The 21,743-nt window shown below is 58.2% G+C and carries 17 protein-coding genes and 1 pseudogene; 11 read left to right on the plus strand and 7 right to left on the minus strand.

Going from position 1 to position 21,743, the window contains the following annotated elements; genetic code table 11:
- The first annotated feature begins 4 nt into the window (after window positions 1-4).
- From AAD018_RS11960 to AAD018_RS12005, 10 genes are all read left to right on the plus strand, one after another.
- Window positions 5-3,109, plus strand: coding sequence for an efflux RND transporter permease subunit (locus AAD018_RS11960; RefSeq protein ID WP_367314316.1), 3,105 nt, complete (start codon window positions 5-7; stop codon window positions 3,107-3,109).
- Window positions 3,110-3,240: 131 nt separating this feature from the next.
- Window positions 3,241-5,145 (plus strand): type VI secretion system Vgr family protein, encoded by a 1,905-nt coding sequence (locus tag AAD018_RS11965; RefSeq protein WP_367314317.1) that lies wholly within the window; start codon window positions 3,241-3,243, stop codon window positions 5,143-5,145.
- Window positions 5,146-5,154: 9 nt separating this feature from the next.
- Entirely contained in the window at window positions 5,155-5,580 is a 426-nt protein-coding gene (locus AAD018_RS11970; RefSeq protein ID WP_367314318.1) for a DcrB-related protein, read from the plus strand.
- Window positions 5,581-5,590: 10 nt separating this feature from the next.
- Window positions 5,591-10,201 (plus strand): RHS repeat-associated core domain-containing protein, encoded by a 4,611-nt coding sequence (locus AAD018_RS11975; RefSeq protein WP_367314319.1) that lies wholly within the window; start codon window positions 5,591-5,593, stop codon window positions 10,199-10,201.
- Between the two features lie 846 nt (window positions 10,202-11,047).
- Entirely contained in the window at window positions 11,048-11,611 is a 564-nt protein-coding gene (locus AAD018_RS11980) for an RHS repeat-associated core domain-containing protein (protein WP_367315184.1), read from the plus strand.
- Window positions 11,604-12,014 (plus strand): hypothetical protein, encoded by a 411-nt coding sequence (locus AAD018_RS11985; RefSeq protein WP_367314320.1) that lies wholly within the window; start codon window positions 11,604-11,606, stop codon window positions 12,012-12,014. Before AAD018_RS11980 ends, AAD018_RS11985 begins: the two co-directional genes overlap by 8 nt.
- 138 nt (window positions 12,015-12,152) lie before the next feature.
- Window positions 12,153-12,431, plus strand: a complete 279-nt coding sequence (locus AAD018_RS11990) for an RHS repeat-associated core domain-containing protein (RefSeq protein ID WP_367315185.1) — start codon at window positions 12,153-12,155, stop codon at window positions 12,429-12,431.
- A 9-nt stretch (window positions 12,432-12,440) separates the two neighbouring features.
- Window positions 12,441-12,752 carry a scabin-related ADP-ribosyltransferase gene (locus AAD018_RS11995; protein WP_367315186.1) on the plus strand — a complete coding sequence of 104 codons (312 nt, stop codon included), beginning with the start codon at window positions 12,441-12,443 and terminating at the stop codon, window positions 12,750-12,752.
- A 2-nt stretch (window positions 12,753-12,754) separates the two neighbouring features.
- Window positions 12,755-13,141: a hypothetical protein gene (locus AAD018_RS12000; RefSeq protein WP_367314321.1), complete on the plus strand. Its 387-nt coding sequence runs from the start codon at window positions 12,755-12,757 to the stop codon at window positions 13,139-13,141.
- Between the two features lie 88 nt (window positions 13,142-13,229).
- The gene (locus AAD018_RS12005; protein ID WP_367314322.1) at window positions 13,230-13,652 is read left to right on the plus strand and encodes an RHS repeat domain-containing protein; all 423 of its coding nucleotides are present in this window, start codon (window positions 13,230-13,232) and stop codon (window positions 13,650-13,652) included.
- Window positions 13,653-14,607: 955 nt separating this feature from the next.
- On the opposite strand, the gene AAD018_RS12010 is transcribed toward AAD018_RS12005, so the two are convergent.
- The 5 genes and pseudogenes from AAD018_RS12010 to AAD018_RS12030 all read right to left on the minus strand — a co-directional run.
- Window positions 14,608-15,285, minus strand: coding sequence for a serine hydrolase (locus AAD018_RS12010; RefSeq protein WP_367314323.1), 678 nt, complete (start codon window positions 15,283-15,285; stop codon window positions 14,608-14,610).
- 985 nt (window positions 15,286-16,270) lie between these two features.
- Window positions 16,271-18,325, minus strand: coding sequence for a bifunctional diguanylate cyclase/phosphodiesterase (locus AAD018_RS12015; RefSeq protein WP_367314324.1), 2,055 nt, complete (start codon window positions 18,323-18,325; stop codon window positions 16,271-16,273).
- Between the two features lie 1,017 nt (window positions 18,326-19,342).
- Window positions 19,343-20,239 carry a helix-turn-helix domain-containing protein gene (locus tag AAD018_RS12020; RefSeq protein ID WP_367314325.1) on the minus strand — a complete coding sequence of 299 codons (897 nt, stop codon included), beginning with the start codon at window positions 20,237-20,239 and terminating at the stop codon, window positions 19,343-19,345.
- 46 nt (window positions 20,240-20,285) lie between these two features.
- Window positions 20,286-20,465, minus strand: coding sequence for a hypothetical protein (locus AAD018_RS12025; protein WP_367315220.1), 180 nt, complete (start codon window positions 20,463-20,465; stop codon window positions 20,286-20,288).
- Between the two features lie 18 nt (window positions 20,466-20,483).
- Window positions 20,484-20,534: pseudogene (locus tag AAD018_RS12030) on the minus strand (hypothetical protein); the annotation flags it as partial.
- On the opposite strand from AAD018_RS12030, the gene AAD018_RS12035 reads away from it, so the two are divergent.
- Window positions 20,533-20,685 carry a hypothetical protein gene (locus AAD018_RS12035; protein ID WP_367315221.1) on the plus strand — a complete coding sequence of 51 codons (153 nt, stop codon included), beginning with the start codon at window positions 20,533-20,535 and terminating at the stop codon, window positions 20,683-20,685. The pseudogene AAD018_RS12030 and the gene AAD018_RS12035 overlap by 2 nt on opposite strands.
- A gap of 263 nt (window positions 20,686-20,948) precedes the next feature.
- Here AAD018_RS12035 and AAD018_RS12040 read toward each other — a convergent pair whose 3' ends face one another.
- A complete protein-coding gene (locus AAD018_RS12040) occupies window positions 20,949-21,488 on the minus strand; it encodes a nuclear transport factor 2 family protein (RefSeq protein WP_367314326.1) in 540 nt (179 codons plus the stop codon).
- A gap of 43 nt (window positions 21,489-21,531) precedes the next feature.
- Window positions 21,532-21,654 (minus strand): hypothetical protein, encoded by a 123-nt coding sequence (locus tag AAD018_RS12045; RefSeq protein WP_367314327.1) that lies wholly within the window; start codon window positions 21,652-21,654, stop codon window positions 21,532-21,534.
- Window positions 21,655-21,743 lie beyond the last annotated feature (89 nt).

Here is a 21,743-nt window from a genome sequence, read left to right on the forward strand (position 1 = left end):
CGCCGTGAAGATCGCTCGTTTTTCCATCGAGAAGCCGCTTTATACGTGGCTTCTGATCCTCTTTTGCATCTTTGGCGGCGCGGCGGGATATATCTCGGTCGGCAAGCTAGAGGATCCGGTTTTCACGCTGAAATCGGCGCTGGTCATCACGCCCTATCCCGGAGCGTCGGCGGCCGAGGTCGCGACCGAAATCTCGGAAGTGATCGAGGCCGAGGTCCAGCGGATGGACGAGATCAAGGAGGTCACCTCGCGCAATGCGCCGGGCGTGTCGGTTATCGAGGTCGAGGTGCGCGACACCTTTGGCGGAGACGAGCTGCCGCAGGTCTGGGACGATCTGCGCGATCGGGTGGCCGATGCGGCGGCCCTGCTTCCGGAGGGGGCGCGATCATCGGTGGTTAACGACGATTTCGGCGATGTCTTCGGGATCTACTATGCGGTGACGGCAGAGGGCTTTTCCGATGCGGAGATCTGGGAGATCGCGACCTTTCTCAGGCGCGAGCTTTTGGCCGTCGACGGGGTAGCGAATGCGCAGCTTTTGGGGCTGCCCGAAGAGGCGATCTATGTGGAGGCGGCGAGCCGCGATCTGGCCAATCTGGGCGTCGATCCCGCGATTATCATCAACGCGATCTCTGGCGCCAATTCGGTCGTGCCGACCGGCACGGCGCCGTCGGGCGGGCGCGATCTGAGGGTCGATGCACCGTCGGGCGATGACAGCGTTTCCGAAATTGCGGGCCTGAGTTTCGGAGTGGGCGGCGAGGTTCTGAACCTTCTGGATATCGCCGAAGTGCGGCGCGAGCGGGTGGAGACGCCCGAGACGATCATTCGCCATAACGGCACGGCGGCCTTTACTATCGGGATTGCGGGGCTGACCAGCCGGAACATCGTGACGGTCGGACAGGGGGTCGAGGCGCGGCTGGGCGAGATCGAGCCGATCCTGCCGCTGGGTGTCGAGCTGGAGCCGATCTACGAGCAGCACCGGGTCGTGGACGAGGCCAATTCGGGCTTCCTGCTGAGCCTTGCGCTGTCGGTCAGCGTGGTGATCGGGGTTCTGGCGCTGTTCATGGGGTGGCGCGCGGCCATCGTGGTGGGCGCGTCGCTTTTGCTGACGGTGATGGCGACGTTCTTTTTCATGAACCTCTGGGACGTGAAGGTCGAACGGATCAGCCTTGGCGCGCTGATCATCGCGATGGGGATGCTGGTCGATAATGCCATCGTCGTCGCCGAGGGCATTCAGACCGAGATGAAGCGCGGCAAGACCGCCGAGGAGGCCGCCGACAAGGTGGCGGGGCGCGTTCAGATCCCTCTTTTGGGCGCGACAGTGATCGGGATCATGGCCTTTGCCGGGATCGGGCTGAGCCCGGATGCGTCGGGCGAGTTCCTGTTCTCGCTTTTTGCCGTCATCGCGATTTCGCTGACGCTGAGCTGGATCCTCGCGATCACGGTTACGCCGCTTCTTTCGAAATACCTCTTCAAGCAGGGCGATGCCGAAAGCGGGGAGGATCCCTATGGCGGGCCGATCTTTCGCGGCTACGGGGCGCTGGTGCGGGGCGCTCTCAAGGCGCGCTGGCTCGTGATCCTGGGGCTGATCGGAACGACGGCGGCCTGCATCTTTGCCTTTTCGATGGTCAAGCAGCAGTTCTTTCCGCCCGCGAATACGCCCTTGTTCTATCTTAACTACAAGGGCGCGCAGGGCACCTCGATCCACGATACGTCGCGCGATCTGGCGGTGATCGAGGACTGGCTGGCCGAGCGGGAGGATGTCGTCTCGGTGACCTCAGTGGCGGGGCAGGGGGTGACGCGGTTCATCCTGACCTATGATCCGCTGCCGACGGACAGTTCGGTCGGGCAGCTGGTGATCCGGGCGCAGGATTATGAGGCGATCCCGGCGCTCAAGCGGGATCTGGATCTCTTTGCCGCCGAAGCCGCCCCTTGGGCCGAGCTTCGGACCGAGCAGATCATCTATGGCCCGCCCGTGGGCGCCGATGTCGAAGCCCGCTTTTCCGGGCCCGATCCCGATGTCCTCAGGGCGCTGGCGCGGCAGGCGCAGGATGTTCTGGAGACGGCGACGCCGCTTTTGCATACCGAGCGGACCGATTGGCGCGAGCGGGAGCTGGTGACGCGTCCGATCCTGGCGGAGGACCGGGCACAGGCGGTCGGGATCTCGCGCGCGGATGTGGCGACGACGATCGCTTTGGCTACAGACGGGGTGCAGGCGGGCAGCTACCGCGAGCGCGACCGGCTGATCCCGATCATTCTGAGGGCGCCGCGCAGCGACGTGGAGGACGGAGAGCTGCGCGATCAGCTGGTCTGGTCTCCCGCGACGCAAGATTACCTGCCGCTCGAGCAGGTGGTGGACGGGTTTCGGGTTCTGGCGCGCGATACGCTGATCGAGAGACGAGATCGGGTGCCCACGATCTCGGTGCAGGGCAACGTGATCGACGGGGTGACACCGCCGACCGCCTTTGCCGAGGTGCGGCCTCTGATCGAGGCAATCGATCTGCCGCAGGGCTACACGATGGAATGGGGCGGCGAGTTCGAGAGCGCGGGCGAGGCGCAGGCCTCTCTGGGGCGGCAGATGCCGCTGAGTTTCGGGACGATGCTGCTGATCACGATCCTTCTCTTTGGCAAGCTGCGGCAGGCGGCGGTGATCTGGACGATCGTGCCGATGGCGGTCAACGGCGTGGCGCTGGGGCTGCTGTTTACCGGGTTGCCGTTCAGCTTTACCGCGCTTCTGGGGCTCTTGAGCCTGTCGGGGATGCTGATCAAGAACGCCATCGTTCTGGTCGAGGAGATCGATGCGGAGAAAGAAACCGGCAAGCCTCAATCCGAGGCTATCGTCGTCGCTTCGACCAGCCGTCTGCGGCCCGTGGTTCTGGCGGCGGGCACGACGATCCTGGGGATGGTGCCGCTGCTTTGGGACGCGTTCTTTGCCGCGATGGCGGTGACGATCATGGGCGGGCTTGGTTTTGCGACGATCCTGACGCTGGTGGGTGTGCCGGTCTTCTACCAGACCTACTTCCGGCGCGAGCGGAAGGCGGAGGCTTCGGGCAAGACGGGCAAACCCGAGGTTGAGGGAAAATCCGGCGATCTGGCGGTCGCGGCGCAGTAGCGGCGGTCTTTGGATCCTGTGGCCCGGGCGCAAAAGGTCGGGATTTCCCTGCTTTGTCCGGGCTTGCGCCATGCGCTTGAAGGGATACGATAGCGCCATCGCATTTCATCGATTCTTTCTGGGGTTTACCCATGAACACGATTTTCAAGCAGGATGCCCGTCTGGGGCGTCTTTTGACATCCCTGGGGCCCGAGGCGCTGGTTCTTGCGTCCTTTGAGGGCGCGGACAAGGTCAACACTCTCTATGAGTATCGCGTCGAGGCGCTGTCGGTTGATCCGGAGATCGATTTCGATGCGGTGATCGGCACCCATGCGAGCGTCGAGATCCAGTCGCTGGCCCATGGCGCGCAGTGGTTCGACGGGATCGTCACCAAGATGCAGTGTACGGGACCGGCCAAGAACGGCGTGCGCTACGATCTGACGCTCAGGCCCTGGGCCTGGCTGGCGAGCCGGCGGCGGAACCAGAGGATCTTTCACGAAAAGAGCGTGGTCGAGATCCTCGAGGAGCTGCTGTCGACCTATGCGGGTCTGGGCGATCCGCATCTGGAGAACCGTCTGACCCGGGATTACGCGCCGATCGAATATGTGGTGCAGTACCGCGAGGACGATCTGAGCTTTGCGACCCGTATGATGGAGCGGTTCGGGATCAGCTATCACTTCACCCATACCGAAGGCAGCCACACGATGGTGCTGACCGATGCGATCGAGGAGCATCAGCCGATCGCGGGTCTTGCGCGGCCTTATAAGGGTGCCGATGGCCATTACCTTGCCGATGAGGAGCATTTCTGGAGCTGGAAGCCCGAGCGCAACATGACGACGGGTGCGGTGCGGCTGATCGATTACAACTTCAAGACGCCAACCGCCGCGATGGAGGTCGACCGGGTCGGGGATGCGGCCCATGCGATGGGGCAGATTGAGAGCTTCGATTATCCGGGCGATTACCTCGACCAGGCGCAGGGCAAGGATGTTGCCGCGCTGCGCACCGCGCAAGAACGCGGACGGGATGCGCGCCACATGGCCGAGGGCAACTGCATGTCGCTGCGCGCGGGGATGACGGTGATGCTGACCGGAGATCCCGCTCCGGGGGCGGTGCCTCAGGCCTATCTGTGTCTGGCGGCCGATCATCTTTTCAAGGGCGAGAATTACGGCTCGGGCGGAGAAAGCGACGAGCAGCCCTATCGCGGGAGCTACACGCTGATGCCCGCCACCGCGCCTTTGGCACCGCGCCGCAAGACGCAGGCGCCGACGGTGCAGGGGCCGCAGACCGCCAAGGTCGTGGGCGAGGGCGAGATCGATTGCGATGAGTTCGGGCGGATCCTGGTGCAGTTCCATTGGGATCTGGAAGGCGCGAAGTCGATGCGCTGCCGGGTGAGCCAGACCTGGGCCCATGGCGGCTGGGGCGGCATGGTCATCCCGCGGATCGGGATGGAGGTTGTGGTCGAGTTCCTCGACGGGGATCCCGACAAGCCGATCGTGACGGGCTGCGTTTACAACTCGAAGAATATGCCCGCGCAGGGGCTGCCTGCGGCCAAGACGAAAAGCGGGTTCAAGACCAAGAGCCATGAGGGCGAAGGGTTCAACGAGATGACCTTTGAGGACCAGTCGGGCCGCGAGGAAATCTTTGTGCATGCCCAGAAGGACCTCAACCGGGTGATCCTTGATAACGAGACCACCTTTCTGCGGGACGGCAACCGGCAGATCACGGTTCAGACGGGCGATGAGGCCAAGACGATCACCGCCGGGAACCTAAGCGAGGATGTCGCGCAGACCCGGAGCCTGGTGGCGAACACTATCGCAACGACAGCCGTCGCCGGAAAAGGCGGATCGGGCGCGCCAGGGCAGATCGTGGCAGGGGCCGAGAACAGTATCTTCATGGAAGCGGGCGACGAGATCGTGCTGACCGTCGGAGATGGGACGATCGTGATGACCAAGGAGGCGATTGTCCTGCGGTTCAAGGGCTCACAGATCGTGCTGACCGAAGGTATCATCGATCAGATCGCGGGCATGATTCATCTTAACAAAGATTCCGCCGGATAAATTTCAGACATGTATCATTTTAATGAAGGCCATATCGATCTTCCCGATCAGTGGAAGGATCAATCGATCAACATCATCTCGAGCACGGGCGGCTCCGAGCCGGGGCTGTCGTTCACGATCACGCGCGACGATATTCCGTGGGGGATGGAGTTCACCGAATACGTTTCGGGCGAGATCGAGAAAGCGTCGGAATCGCTGACGGAGTTCAAGATCCTCGCACAGCAGGCGCTGACTGTCTCGGAGCGGGAAGCGGTCGAGATCGAGTGCACCTGGACCGCCAAGCAGGGACCGATGCATCAGGTCATTACGACAGTGAATGCACCGTCCCATGCGATGGTTCTGACAGCCTCGATGCCGGGTAAGATGAGCGACGCGCAGAAGGCGCAGGTCAAGCGGATCGTAGAGACGCTGTCCCTGACGGAACCGGCGGCCTGATCGGATGGGGATGTTCGGCAATCCCATCGGCAACCCCGGACGGGTCGGGAGCAATGTCGGGCGCCGGACATCGACGAACAGATCACGGTCCACCGCCGAACCCACCGTTCGCAGCCCGTATGATCGCTCCACGACCGAACGGACCTGGGATGCGGCGTTGAATGTCGCGGAAAGCGATGCGGTCAGCTACTCGATGGCGGGCGGCGCGGTCGCCGTCGCCGCCTATACCGGAGGCGCGATTGCTGCGGCGTCGGCGACAGCTGCGATCGGGGTCGGCATCGCCGCGGGTGCCGTGGGCGCTTATGCCGGGGATGCGCTGGGCCATGCGGTGATGAGCCGGATCCCCGGCTATGAGAGGCTTCCCGAGAACGGCGAAATGCCCGCGACGATGGGCGATCCGATTGCGCATACCAGCTCTTTGGCTGTGATGGGCGGGATGCTCGGCGGTCTGGTTCTAGGCGCCGTGGCCGCTGTCGCGGCGGGCGCGTTGATCGTGGCCACCGGCGGAGCCGCCCTGGTCGTCATGGTTGGCGCGGCGGCGGCGGGCGGTTTGGTCGGCGGGCTTGGGATGGGGTTCGCCTCGGCGGCGGGCCAGTACGGCACGAACAAGGGGACGATTGCGCAAGGGTCGCTTAACGTTCATTTCGAGGGCCGTCCGGTGGCGCGGGTCACCGACAAGGTCGCCTGTTCCTCGCACGGTCCGCAAGCTGTCGCCGAAGGGGCCGAGACCGTCTTTGCCAACAATTGGCCCATCGCGCGGATCGGTCACAAGTCGACCTGCGCGGGCGTCATCAACGCGGGCTGCGAGTCCATCGCCATCGATATGGATACGAGTCCTATTGCGCTCGATATCGACGAGGGCTGGGGGATGAGGATCACCCGGACGCTGATGGTTCTGGGAGATATCCTGCCCATCCCGCGCGGAGGCTCCCGGGGGCGCAGCCGCTCGCGCACTGTCGACGGGCCGACGCCGCGCAACCGGTGTACGACTTGCGGGGATCCGATTGATGTCGCGTCGGGTCAGCTTGTGGATGTGCGCACGGATCTGTCGATCCCGGGAACCATTCCGCTTGAGTTCACCCGGTCCTATGCGCCGGGTGCGAGCGGTCTTCTGGGACGCGACTGGGCATCGAGCTGGTCGCAGCATTTGCGGATCGACGGGCCGACGATCGTCTACCACAACGCCGAAGACACGCGGATCGTCTATCACACGCCGGACGAATTCATCGACGCCGAGCATTTGCGCTTTCCCCATCTGGAGCTGATGGGCAAGAAGAGCGGCGAGATTTTCCTTTATGATCGCGCCGAGCAGATCTTTTACGTGTTCAATCAGAGGGTTGAGGACCGGATCCTGCTCTCGGCGATCGAGGATCGGAACGGCAACCGGATCGCGTTTCAGTATGACGGGGCCGATCTGGTTCGGGTCTCGCACTCGGACGGGTTCATCGTGGATGTCATCAGTCATGAGGGGCTGATCCGCGAGGCGAGCCTGCGGGACCATGAGCAGGGCGATTGCACCTTTGCCTGGGACTATACCTCGTCCGGGCGGCTGAAGGAGGCGCGCTCGTCCCAGATGGGGACGCTTTGTTACAGCTATGATGCGAAGGGGCGGATCTCGCGCTGGGCGGATACCAATGCGACCGAGGTTTTCTACGATTATGACGCGACGGACCGGATCGTGCGGTCCTGGTCGACGAGCGGTCATATGGCGGTCCGGTTGATCCACGATCCCGAGAATGGGCGGACCGAGGTTTTTAATTCGAACGGCGACCGGAGCCTTTTCCATTACGATGCCGACGGTCTGGTCTGGAAGGAAGTCGACGAGGCCGGGGAGGTCTGGCTGACCGAGTGGGATGCGCGGTTCAACGTCGTGAAGCGGGTCAATCCGCTGGGGGCCGAGGTCGGCTATGTGTTCAACGACCTGGGGTTCCTGACAGAGCTGACCGATGCCAATGGCGAGACGCAGAGCTGGACCTATGATGCCAACGGTCTGTTGACCGAGCAGACGGATGCGTCGGGGGGGGCGCAGAGTTTCCTTTACGACGGGGACGGCAATCTGTCCGCGGTGACTGATCCGCTGGGCGGTGTGACCTCCTTGCGGCGCGGCGAGAAAGGCGAGGTTCTGCGCATCGATATGCCGGGCAGCCGTCAGGAGCGGATCTATTACGATGCCCTGATGCGCCCGCGCATGCGCGTTTCGGCCGACGGGCACGAGGAGCGGACGCGCTACGATCTTGAAGGGCGGTTGACGCTGGTCGAGGACGCCGCAGGCAGCGTCACGCGCTATGACATGGCGCGCGGGCCGGACAATCCGCGCGGGGCTGTGCGCGAGATGACCTTGCCCGATGGCAGCACCACCCGGATGAGCTGGGACGGGGAGGGGCAGCTGTCCAGCCTCACCGATGGCGAAGGGCAGACGCGGAGGTTCGAGGCCGGGGCCTTCGATCTGCCTTTGAGCGTGACGGATGCGGCGGGGCACAGCCTACAGCTTGAGCATGACGGCGAGATGCGGCTGACGGCGGTCGTCAACGCGGCGGGCGAGCGGTACGAATACGGCTATGACGCCGTGGGCGCGCTTGTTTCTGAGCGGGATTTCTCCGGGCTGGTGACGCGGTATGTGCGCGACGCGGCCTCTCGGGTGGTTGCCAAGTTCGCGCCGGACGGGACGGAGACGCGGTACAGCTATTCGCCGCGCGGCGATCTGATCGAAATGCAGGTGGGCCATCCGAATGGCCCGCTGGTCACGCGGTTCGAATACGACGCGCGGGGCCTGATGACGCTGGCCGAGAACGCAGAGGCGCGGGTCGAGTACGACTACGACGCGCTGGGTCGCGTAGTGACCGAGCGCGTCGATGGCCGGGAGATCCTCTCGGGCTATGCCGACAGCGCCTCGCGCCGGACGGAGCGCGCTGGCGATGTCCTGCCGCTGGCGACAGGCTACAGCAAGGCGGGCCTGCCCGAGGAGCTGCGGATCGCCGGTCACGCGCCGCTGACCTTCCAGCGCGATGCGCGCGGCGCCGAGGTGCTGCGCCAAAGCGGCGAGGGCTTTGCGCTGGCGCAGGGCTACACCCCTGCAGGGCGGCTCAAGACGCAGATGGCGGGACCGATCGAGGCGCTGCCGGACGAGGCGCGGCGGGGGATGCTCTCGATCTCGACCCGCTATGATGCGCTCGGCGGCTCGGCCTCGCGGACCCATCGCAGCTATGACTGGGACCGGGCCGGTCGGGCGATCCGTCTGGCGGACAAGCATTGGGGCGAGACCCGCTTTGGCTATGACGCGCGCGGTCAGGTCGCCCTGACGCAGCGCCTTGACCGCTACGGGGTCGAGACGGCGCGCACCGCCTATGACTATGATCCCTGCCGCAACCTGACCGCAATCCGCGATCCTCAAGGCCAGACACCCATCGCGCAGGCTCCCGGCGGACGGATCCGCCAGCGGGGACGGGTGTCTTACGTGCATGATGCCTGCGGGCGCGTCATCCAGAAGCGTGTGGAGGAGCCGGGATTCCGCCCGAAGGTCTGGCAGATGGAGTGGAACGGCGAGGACCGCCTCGTGCGGCTTCAGACGCCGGATGGATCGGTCTGGCGCTATGGCTACGATGCGCTGGGACGCCGCGTGCGCAGGCTCAAGCTGGTGGCGGGGCGCCGGGACGAGCCGGACGCGCCGGGCTATATCGCGCCGGGCGGCGGCCGGGCCTATCAGTGGGACGGCGATCAGATCGTGTCGGATGCGCCGGTCTATGCGGACGGCACCATCGCCTGGGACCGCTCTGAGGCGTGGATCTACGAGCCGGGCAGCTTCATCCCCGTCGCGAAGGTCGCCGGAGAGCAGCTGTGGTACGTGACGACCGACCATCTGGGCACGCCGAGGGAGCTGTTCTCGGAGGACGGCCAGACGGTCGCCTGGCGCGCCGATCCCGGCCTTTGGGGGAAAGCCGAGCCGGAGCTGCGGGCGGCGAATGACGATCATGCGCCCGCCTCCTGCCCGATCCGGTTCCAGGGCCAGTGGGAGGACGAGGAGAGCGGGCTCCATTACAACCGGTTCCGCTATTACGATCCGGAGGCGACACAGTACCTGTCGCCGGATCCGATCGGGCTCGCGGGAGGCGTGCGGCCGCAGGGCTATGTGGCCGATCCAAACGGATGGGTGGATCCGTTGGGGTTGGCGGGGTGTGGGCCAAGTAATCGAAATGCTGCCCCCGGAGCTGCAAATCTCATGAAGGACAATGATCCGTTCTTCCAAAGCGTCAGCAATAGAAAAGACATAGACTCAAAAGGGTATTATGACGTCATCGCGCATGGCAACGAGAATAGAGTGGAAATTCAAACTAAGAACGGCCCTATGCTGGTTGATCATAGGGTCGCTGCTAAGTTAATAAAGCAACAAGATGGGTATACTGGTCAGAACATTAGACTACTATCCTGTTCGACCGGAAAATGTCCGACCGGATTTGCCCAGAATCTGTCAAACAAGCTGGGCGTTGAGGTGTTGGCGCCAAATGAAGTTCTTTGGGCTTATCCTAACGGAGATATGTTTGTTGCGCCAATGCAGCCAAATAGAACGCCTCATCCCACGTTGCGCGGTCAATTCGAAATATTCAAGCCAGGGGGCGGAAAGTGAGCGTTAGCTCAGACTTTTGCTCTAGGTGTGACGGATCCCTTATCCATAAGATCGAGGGATCCTCTGAGGGTTGGTATTGTGAGGAATGTGGTAGGTGGGAAATTGTTACCACCCACATACCGGCTATCGCATCTGATGAAAATGTTTACAGAATATTCCTCTCAAAACCGCAAAGGGCCGAAATGGATCTCATGAAGGTGGTTTCTCAGATTTCAGGAAAGAATTATATTGAATCAAAGAAGCTGATCGAGGTGGGGGGTTCTTGCATTTTTGAGGGAAGCGCCGTGGATGCTCAACTTGCGATATCTAGGTTGATGAAGGTCAATGCGGATTTCCATACTGAACCGAGTTTTCCTTACTGAGAACCTGTTTATGTTGGCTGGTTTCTTGTCGGGGGAAGCAAGTCGTAGCTCATTTCTTATGGGCTGAACCAAATCTGTCATCCCTCTGCCATCTACCTGATTTCGGCCTTTCGTCCGAGGGCAGCGTCGCGGAGCGAGACGATTCGCTCGGTCCCTACTGACCAGCTGCTTGCCGCCGAGGCGAGATGGGAGAGCGGGCGGTACTCGGGCGGGTTGACGGTTTTGCTTCCGGTCGCATTGCAGTAGAGGGTCTACAACGCATTTGAGCAGCGGGACGCGTCGGGGATCGGTGTATAGCACCATGCCGACTATCGAGAGCCACCTCAAATACATGACGATCATTGTCACCGGGAGGTGTGCTCGGTCAGGCGGGAGGTTGTCCGGCAGCTCTTGCGGTTTGCCATAGCGCTGGTCTGGGCCTCGGGGGCAGGCCGAGCCAGAGCTGCAGGCGGCGAAGGGCGACCAGCCGTCCGCCTCGTGCCCGATCTGGTTCCAGGGTCAGTGGGAGGATGAAGAGAGCGGGCTTCATTATAACAGGTTCCGCTATTACGATCCGGAGGCGACGCAGTACCTGTCGCCCAACCCGATTGGGCTGGCCGGAGGCGTGCGGCCTCAGGGCTCTGTGGCGGATCCGAACGGATGGGTCGATCCGCTGGGGTTGGCGGCGTGTAACCGGCAATTTGATACGAGAGCAGAAGCCTTTACAGAGATTCAGAGAAGAGCAAAGATCGAGCCTGGAACCAAGCCTGACAAGACTTGGACCGTGGGCGATAATCCAAAAAGACTTGGAAGGAAAGGCTATCTCTATTCAGAAGATAAGGGCTCGCATGGTGTTTATCGTCAGTATGAGACGCCAAATGGTTCTCGCGTGATAGCTGAACACCAGAGAGATGGAGCGTCCCATTTTCATGCGGGTCAGCCAAAGGGCGATCCGACAAGGAGCAGTGTGGATTTTGGCAGCGGTGGTAGCACTAAGACGGCGGAGAGGTACAGTCAGATTGATGGCAGCCACCACTTCTATTACGAACCGGCTAATCCCGATGGATAATAATGCTTTTATTGAGAGAACGTCTCTGGTTAATGCGAAAATCGTAGACCTAGATCTCATTGACCCAATGAGCGTCTGGAAGACGTTCATCATGATGGCTGATGAACCGGATCTTGTAGTCGAACAATCTGATATTGAAGGGTTTTCGAAGGCCTGGCGCCAATTCTTCTCTGATCCGCGAGCAATGCTATATCTAAATATTGGGGGCGATAGCTCAGGGAATTGGATCATCGTGGAGGCAAATGAGTTAGAGAAGATCTGGGAGCGCGGTTATCCAGCAGATCACGAGATTGATTGTGCCATATTGGCTGCGGACAAAGACACGATCGTAGGAATAACTTTTGAAGAGGGAGACCGATTTGCCTTCTTTAAGAGGTCGCTTTCCGTTGGGGAAGGTGAGTAGGTTGTGCCGACCCCTGGCTTGATTGGATGTATTTAAGAACTTACCATACATGCTAGACTCTGCACGCTGATCTTGAGCTTTTAGGGCTGGGTCTAGTCGCCCTTCCGGCGCCGCTACCGCCCTTTCGCAACTTGCCCGATCCGGTTCCAGGGGCAGTGGGAGGACGAGGAGAGCGGGCTTCACTACAACCGGTTCCGCTACTACGATCCGGAGGCGACGCAGTACCTGTCGCCGGGCCCGATCGGGCTAGCAGGAGGCGTGCGGCCGCAGGGCTATGTGGCGGACCCGAACGGCTGGGTCGATCCGCTGGGGTTAGCGGGGTGTCCGCATGTTTCTGCGCCGAGGCAAACGACCTATCGCGGTGTTAGAGAGGGTCCGGCTCAAGTCTTTAAAGATGGCTTTAAAGCACGCGGCTGAAGTAAGGACCTGCTTTCTCACGCCGCAGACAACACAAATCCACCCTCGGCTTACGTGTCGACGTCAAAATCAATGGATGTCGCGAACGATTTTGCTACCGGTTATGGAACGCGCGATGGTTACATATACGCGGTTGATACAGGGAACAAAGGTATAGATGTGAACAAATCCCTTGGGTCTAGAAGTCCGTTTCCAACAAAGCAAGAGATTGCTATTCCCAGCTCAGTAAGCCCAAATCAAATTAAGGGCGCTACTCCGATTGATAGTAATAGAAATCTGGTTGACTACTCTATTCTTAATTCTAAATACTACGGATTTTAAGAATGATGGCAGATCTTGAGATCTTTTCTAGCGCGTCTAAGAAAATAATATCTCTCGAAGTTGATGAGGAAGAGAATGAGATCTCTACTGTAATCTTCGGTCAAAGGAAAATTTTCTATGGAGAGGATCTCTTCGATGCATTCTGCGAGATGAGACGATTTTTGGAGAAAGGAGGCTTCTTGGTGCGCTGTAATGGTGCACGGTTGAGCTTCTTCCCCTCGAATATGTCACGTAGTATGTCTAATGGATTGGTTGGCTATGTATTAACTAAAGGTCAGGCAGCCTCTCGCGCCGATCTAGTTCGAACATTCGATCAATATTCAGGAGACGATCTTTCTCGAGTTGATGAGCAGAAAGAATTTTTTCAAAAATGGTTAAGTTCTTTATAAGGTGCAAAAACTATTTTCGCGGGCTGCGCTCGAAAGTCCCTCTTTCCTTCACGTTCGATGCAGCTCTCCTTTGCAGCCGGGCTTATCAGTGGGACGTCGATCAGATCGCGGCGGTGCACCGGTCTATTCGGACGGCACCATCGCTTGGGACTGCTCGGAGGCGTGGATCTACGAGCCGGGCAGCTTCATCCCCGTCGCGAAGGTGGCCGGAGAGCAACTGTGGTACGTGACGATCGATCATCTGGGCACGCCAAGGGAGCTGTTCTCCGAGGACGGCCAGACGGTCGCCTGGCGCGCCGATCCCGGCCTCTGGGGGAAAGCCGAGCCAGAGCTACGGGCGGCGAATGACGCTCATCCCTCTGCCTCCTGCCTAATCCGGTTCCAGGGTCAATGGGAGGACGAGGAGAGCGGGTTGCGTCACAACAGGTTCCGCTATCACGACCCGGAGGCGACGCAGTACCTGTCGCCGGACCCGATCGGGCTCGTGGGCGAAGTGGAGGGGTGCGAGTGATTGTTTTCGGCGAAGATCTGTTGGGAGCGGCAGGGCAGAGGTTCATGTGTCTCAAGGCGAGCTAGCAGTTCAGGACGCAAGCCTATGGTAGCGGCAAAACCGGTAAAGATATCGGTCCTTTCCCACGATGACCGGAACTAGAAGATCAAGCTCGATCATACTGAGCGGATCAACAACTATTGGCTTCGATCGATGGATCACGACGAAGCGGTCGAGGCCCCCAACAATCACAACGAGCTCACTGGCAGCAACATGTCGATCGATGTGGGCACCACTAACACTGGGAACCTTATGAGTTCGGTAGCGAATAAGTTCAGCGAAGGCTTAAGCCCATTCGGCAAGGCCAAGTCTGTGCGTTTCATATCTGCGGCTCGTGCCCAGATCCGGTACATCGTCGCGATTGTCATGCAGGTCCGGGATCGTCTTCGTGAATCGCAAGCCTGCCACTGGAATAGGCGATAACATTTCCTGCGGCGGGAAGGCAAAGACCGGGTCACGCTACGTCAGCTTTGGAGATTGATGTTCTTATAACTGCGCTCCAATGAAATGGCCGGTCGAGATGGTTCTGTTATCTAATTAAGGCCGGCTGTGAGGTTCCGGAGCGCCTCAAGGGAACGTCTGAAGACTAAAGAAGACGTGCCGCGACGACCTTGATGATCTGTTGAAAGGCAGAGCACCCTTGCCGTAACTTCACGGGCCTAGACTGGTTGATTCCGCAGGTGATAGAGGCGTTGAGTTTTTACGCACTTTGCGGTGCTGAGAGGGTCTACTATGAGCCCGGTTCACTGGATCCGACAAGCTGCGCAAATGTCGGCAATTCGCCCTCACCTATTGGTGACATATTTAACGATAGCCTCACCAACTCTTGCAGCAGCAGAATTACGGGCATCGATGTCTGCCTCCGTTTCTGTGATAAACAGCGCTGCGACAATTGGTGCCCTATCAGGTGGATAGATCACGGTGACAATTGATCTAGATCCATAGCCACCTGCGCCTGTTCGATCGTGGATCGACCAATTCGATGGAAGTGTGGCACGAAACAAGGCATCGGCAACACTATGTCCGCAAGCCATGCTCGAAGTGTTGCTCGCGAGGCTGGTTCAAGAGCATTTCTCAAAATTAAGTTTTGAATGGTCTGTGCAATCACACGCGGAGTTGTCGTATCACGCAGGTCGCCAGGAACAGCTGAGTTCAGTTCAGCCTCCCAGCGGTCAAGCCGGGTGACCTGATCACCGGTTGATCTGAGAAACGCAGTCAGAGCTTCCGGCCCGCCAAGCGCTGATAAAACGATATTTCCTGCCGTATTGTCACTGACAGACAACATCATACTACAAGAGATGCCGAGCGAGACTTCGAGGTTCTCTGCTCGACTATAAGCCTCAATCGCCGGTGAGTAGTCAACGGTCTCGATGTCTTCCAATGGCACGTTATCAGCTAAACTGACGTTACCATTTTCAACTCGATGCAGTAGCGCGCCGCATGCCAGAAGCTTGAAAGTGCTATTCAATGGAAATCTGTCATCTGCAGCGTAGGCGATTACCTCCCCGGTTTGTGTATCGTGCATATAGAAACCGACACGCGCTGCCAGATCACGTTCTATGCTGTGAATGACGTCGATAACTGGTTCGGCCAATGCAGCGATGGGTAGACATAAGATGAGGAGAAATCAGATCGCGATGGCTTTTATCTGGTTTGGTAGCTCGTTCATGACGTCACTTTTGGCAGTTAAACCCTCTGTTAGCAATGTCATCTAGCATCAAATAGTAGGCATTAGTGCAGGCATAAAGAATTGGCGCTTTTCCGATCTTAGGACCTCGGTCGTTATTGAAGTCATGTAAATATAGAAAACGGCAGCTATTAGCGCTGCGATTGCAAGGTCTTGATCGATTGGCCAATAACAGACCTAGGCGCCTCTATGTCCGCTAGAAACCGGCTCCACTTTATACATCGAACGAGTTCGACATGCGGTCTGAGCTCGATTGATTGTGCGTCGGCCTACTTATCAGAGTATAATACCGATTAAAATGGGTGATGCACGTATTGGGGCGACATCTAAGCCTTCTTTCGAGAACTGATCCAAAGAGAATGCATCTTGCCTATCAAGTTTGGCTCGATAGTCTTGGCATCCTTCCAGAGAACGTGACCGGTATCTAGTGGCTGGGCCGCTTCTTAATGAGCCTTTCACGTTGCCTGCGTTGCCATGGCTGGCGCTAGGGCTTCCTGCGGGAGCTGGCACTTTCAACATTATGATCTTCAAATAGGCTGATTTAGATACTCTTAGTACAAAGAGGCATATCGAAGAAATCGCGAAAAGAGACGCTTTAGGCGACTGAGAGCTTCGTTCGGATGGTCGGCATCAAGTTGATTTGGGAGTGCCGCTGCGCAGAAAAAAGGAGCTGTAACATGCATTTACGGAGTATAGCAGTTACGCGACGAACGGCAAGAATGGGTGGGAAGCGATCGTGTTATAATCTAATTACATACCGACGCTGCGTCGTGCACAAACTTCAGCAATTGACATTGAATAGTTCATGTCAATTGCTAGTGTCTAAATTTCCTTCTGGCCAGACCGCTAACTGTGATGCATTGAGAGCATATGAGGTTCAGCTCCATTTTGTTCATCCCGTCATCAATGAGTTGTTTTCAGGAAGATCGTCCGTAAGCTCGCGAACCTGCTGGACGGACATGGGTTGACCAAACAAAAACCCCTGGACGAACTTGCAGCACTCATTGTTCAGGAATGAGAGTTCGTCTTCAACTTCAACACCTTCGGCGAGGATCGGAACGTCGAGTGCGTCACCAAGCAGGATTGTTGCGCGCACGATTGCGGCCCTTTGTTTGTTGATGTGAACATCCCGTATGAAGCTCTTGTCGATCTTGATCTTATCGAAGGGGAAGGCTTGCAGTGTCGCGAGAGAGGAATATCCGGTTCCGAAATCGTCCATCGCGATACGTACGCCCATGTCCTTGATCCTGGACATCACTTTGAGAGTGTATTCCTGATCATCGATGATGCTCGCCTCCGTCACTTCAAGCTCCAGCAAGGCAGGATCCAGTCTGCTCTCCATAAGAACATCGGAGAGGTGTTCCAGGAAGGAAGGCTGGACCAACTGTTGGGGTGCGACATTGACAGCAATTGTGTAGGGGATCTGCCAGGAGGCCGCTTCGAGGCACGCTTTGCGCAACACCCATAGTCCAATTTCTCGAATGAGCCCCGTTTCTTCTGCCAAGGGAATGAATTCTCCCGGAGAGACCCTGCCACGATCAGGATGATTCCATCGTAGGAGCACTTCAAAGCCGCTTGGGGCCCTCGATGTCACATCGTTTTGCAGCTGGTAGACAAGCTCAAACTCATCTTTAGCAAGGGCTTTGCGCAAATCTTGGATCAACGAAAGACGCTCTCGATTGATTTCGCCCATCTCAATGTCAAAAAATCGTATATTTCGATCCGGGTCGTCCTTTGCGCGGTACATGGCCAGATCGGACTTTTGCAGAAGGCCGTCTATATCCTTACCATCTTCGACTGTTGTTGCTATTCCTATAGAGCCGCCTATTAGCACGGAGGCAGATAGAAGCTCGATCGGCTCAACAAACGCTGAACTGAGTCTGGCTGCAAAGGCTTTCACTTCCTCCATGCGGCGGAAGCCTCTCTTGATTGCAACAAATTCGTCGCCTCCTGAGCGGGCAATAAATTCACCCTGGATCAGTGCCTTGGAGATTCGGCTAGTTACCTGTGATAGAACGATATCTCCATCGGCATGGCCGTAGAGGTCGTTCACCTCCTTGAACCGATCAAGATCAATTGTTAGTATTGCGATCTTAATTGTTTTATCTATCTCTAACAGTGCCTTACAGCGCGATAACTCTTTTGTTAGCCCCAGACGGTTGGGTAATAGAGTCAGCGCATCAATCGTGGCGGTTTCTTCAATCTTGACCTGTGCATCGTTGACGGCGCCATCTTCGAGTCTGATGCCAATGAAACCAATAGCAAACAAGGCGGATGTGACGCCAAATATCAGTAGTCCAAGCGTCGTGTCAGATATCAGAGTTTCAGGAACCTCGACAAGCGGGCTTAATTCAATCGTAAAGGCAGTCATTCCGATGAAATGCATCGAACAGATCGACAGCACGATAAGCACAGCGCCCCCCATCCAGCAATATCTGGTGACAGGATGAATGAATCGGTGAAATGCGGCCACGCCGAAAAGACATCCCAAGGCGGTTGAGGCGAATACTGTGATCGGATTCCAATTAAGCTTTCCAGGGACTTCGTAAGCGACCATCCCAACATAATGCATCACGACAACCGTCAACCCGAAAGTAATGCCCCCCAACCCATAGTTGAGAGGCGATGATGCATATCCGAGTATCATTTTGGAGATGAATAAGCCGCTTACAGATATAAGTAAGGTCACGGCGGTTAACGTCGCATCATATCCATGAGGGTATCCAGGCTCATAAGCCAGCATGGCGATAAAGTGAGTTGACCAAATAGCAGTGCCGCCGATCAGCGCCGCCAAAAATATCTGAATGCGCCTTCGCACCCCATATGAAACAATCGTCTTCCGTGCGACGATCGCTGTCAAAAGCGAGCCACTGAGGCAGACTAGAACAGCAACAGCAAGCAACCCGTAATGATGCTCCTGCGTTAGGCATTCAATGAGGTGGTACACTCTAGTCTCCAGAAACTATGTACCTTCGCTACGCAACAGAGCTTAACAGTCATCTTACGCAGAGGCCAAAATTATTAATCATTTTAGACTTCTAAGCTTAAGATGCTATGAAAATACTCGAATTATGATCCTTAAAGATCTCATCTCCTCTGAAACTAGCGCCTTGTAGCGCTGACAGATTCACGATGGTTCCTGGAAGCGGGGAAGGTGAAAAGGTCACCATTGATGAAAAACCTAAAACCCCAGATCTTTCCTTTATCCAAATGACTTGAGTCTATCTTAGACATGTGCTTAGAGCGAACGCCCGGAATTTGAGATCGTCCCGAGGCGTTTGGAGACAATACGAACGGGGACAATGGGCCATCCTCACTTAGAAAGTATGCGCCGCAAGACGAGAATATCTCCGCTTAAGGTAATCGATACTGTCAAGCCGCCATGCTGCAGATCGTTGTAGTTCCGCTTCCCCAAGCCGGAGTTGATTCTAGTTCTGGCAGGCACGACAGTTTTTGTAAAAATTTAATATTATTTCTTGTCTTGCATCAAGATAAGATGTCCTGCGGGCGAATAGCATAAACGCAGCGTATTGAACCGATATCGTATCTCCACTCCGCACAGGTCCCGTATCAGACTTGCTGTGGATGTATGGCAACTAAGCGTTCTCGAGGGTTGCGTGCAGTATCGAAGAGCGTCACGGCAGTAGGCGAACCCACCTCGATGGCCGGTTCCGGATCGGGACTGAGTGGAAGATCCGCCTCATCGCCCGCGTGATATTGCTGCCGATGGGGTATACTTCCTAATCGCTGAGATCGCCTTTGTCTGTGGCTTGTCCGGCCAAGTCCATTTGACCTGAGTGGGTCAAGGACATGACCGGAACCATGCCCGGGGGCGTTCCGGGACAAGGAACGATACATGTATATCTGCTTTAAGGTCCGAGGCATTCGCGTTAAATTGGAGTACTGAATAGTGCCTTCGTAGTTTTGATTAAGTTGATGTATAGCCGTGTGCGGGCCGGTCACCTTATCCCGGCGTTGGCAGTGCCGTTGCGCGATGCTTGGACGGGGTGGTCCCGATGACTTGCTTGAACGAGCGCGAGAAGTGGGCCTGGTCCGCGAAGCCGCAGGCGAGGGCAATCTCGCCCAAGGGTCGGGCCGGGTCGTTCATCATCTTCAGGGCCTGCTCGATGCGGTAGGACAGAACGAACTGCATGGGTGTGCGGCCGATGACCTCTTTGAAGGTGCGGCTGAAGCTCGAGGGGCTCATGCCAACCTCGCGTGCCAGATCCTCGAGCGCGATTGTGCGGTCGAGGTTTGCGCGCACGTAGGCAAGCACGCGGCGATGATGGGCGGATGTGAAGCGACCGGCGGCCGCGATTTCTTCCGGGCGCTGTTTGCCGTAGCGTTGCAGCAGCTTGACCAGGAAAACGCGGGCCATCGCCTCGAACATTACGGCGGAGGTAATATCGCCGGCTTCCAACGTGTCGCGCATCATGATGCCTGCGGTGCAAAGATCGGCATCGAGAAATTGCGGCGTGTCTTTGAACTGCGTCTCGTCCAGCAGCATCCCAAGCTCGCGTTCTGCGAAATGCGCGACGGCTTCAGGCTGGAGCGTGATGACGATGACGTCAGAGGTCGCGAACCAGCGCCATCCGGAGCGGGTGCCCGCGGGCGTCATCACGATCTCGTTCTTGCGGAAGGTAAAGTCGCGCATCTGGCCGTCGCGGCGGTTCTGGACGCGGTGGGGGTCGTCCTTAAGGTTCAATAGCAAGTGATGCTCTGCAAACACATCTTCGGGCATCATATCGGGCGGAGCTTGGAAATACTGCACGCTCATCAGCTGAGCTGCCGAGGCATGAAGAGTTCCTTCACTGTCGAGCAGGGGAAGGGACGGATAGATGTCGCGATAGCGGTTCGGCATGGCCAAAGTGTAGCGCGCCGGCAGCTCGCGTCACAGGTGCGCCGGATCATTCGGCGGCGATCGTCTTTGAGGCATCGATCGGGATATCGCGGGCCACGCTCTCCCAAACCGAGAGCTCGGCCAGAACCGATTGCGCGTGATCGCGGATCGCGTCGACGGCATCCCAACCCATTGCCAGCCGCAACGACGCGATCTCCCGTGCGAGCGCCTCGGTCAGGCCTTCCATTGCAAATTTCGAAGCCGGGTACAGCCCGAAGCCAGCAAACAACATCTGTCCGCCGAAAGACAAAACCATGACGATGGCGCCGGACCGCTACGCGCGCATGATCGGCAACATGGCATTGGTTACGGTTACGGCGCCGAAGAAGTTGGTCTCTGTCGGGTCGCGCAAAACGCCGTCCGACGTCTCCTCAACCGCGCCGACGATGCCGTACCTGCATTATTGACCAGCAGATCGATGCGGCCAAAGCGGTCCATCGCAGCCTGGACGGCGACATCGACTTGGCCTGGATCAGTCACATCAATCGTGGCGGCCAGTACCTCATCCGGCGCACGGGCCTCGATCTCGAAGACTTATCTGTCCGACGCGCGGCGACGACGACCTTGTTGCCATCGTTGAGGGCGTAAAGTGCATAGACGCGGTCAAGGCCTGAGTATGCCCCAGGTGCTGAAATGGACCTGGGACATGGGATCTCTGCTGTTTAGGGGGTCAGTTGCCTGGCGTGTCGCGCACGAATGTCTCGCCGCGCTGCGCTGTGGCGGTAAAAGTCATGGAGTCCACCAACCAAGCATCTCCAGAGCGGGTGAAGCCGTGCTCGTAGGTGCCCCAGACTTCCCAAAGCGCGCCATCGGGCGCATCAGGCGTGGGCATCCGGTTCCAGGCATAGCCGTGTGACGTCATCAGGGCGGTATCACTACCGTCGAAGGCGATCCGGTGATTGCCGCGCAAGTGAAAGCTCTCCTTCATTTCGGTCAGGTTGCCGGACCAACCGGCTATCAGCGTGTCGGCGGGAATGGTCGCGGGCTCCCCTCCGGCCAGTGAGGTGAAGTCCACTTCGATCGTTTCTGTGAAGAAAGCGCGCGCGGCGGGCCAATCCTTAGCGTCGACGGCGGCATCGATAGCGTCCGCAATACGGATCATCTCGGCGCGATCGACCAAGGTCTCTGTGGTGACAGGGTCGCCGCCGATCTGTGCTGTGGCAGGAGCAGCGAGGAAGGTGGCGAGGGCGAGAGAGGCAAAGCGGGTCATTTTAGGGTCCTTTCTAAGTGAGTGAGCTGAAGCGTAGGGCCGATCACATCATCGCGTCGCTCTGGGCCATCCGCTCGGGCAGGAGCTTGGTATTTTCCTCAGGGGTGAGCGAAGCCCAAGCGGCGGGGGCGGTGAAAGCGGCGATTAGGGCAAGTGTCTTGAGCATGGGATCTCTCCAGGATCTGGTGTGTACTTGGGAAGGACGCTGTGCCTTCCGATATCTCAAAGATACATCGCGGCGCGCTCTCTGACTTG

The organism is Aestuariibius insulae (assembly GCF_040783535.2).
Classification (GTDB): domain Bacteria; phylum Pseudomonadota; class Alphaproteobacteria; order Rhodobacterales; family Rhodobacteraceae; genus Aestuariibius; species Aestuariibius insulae.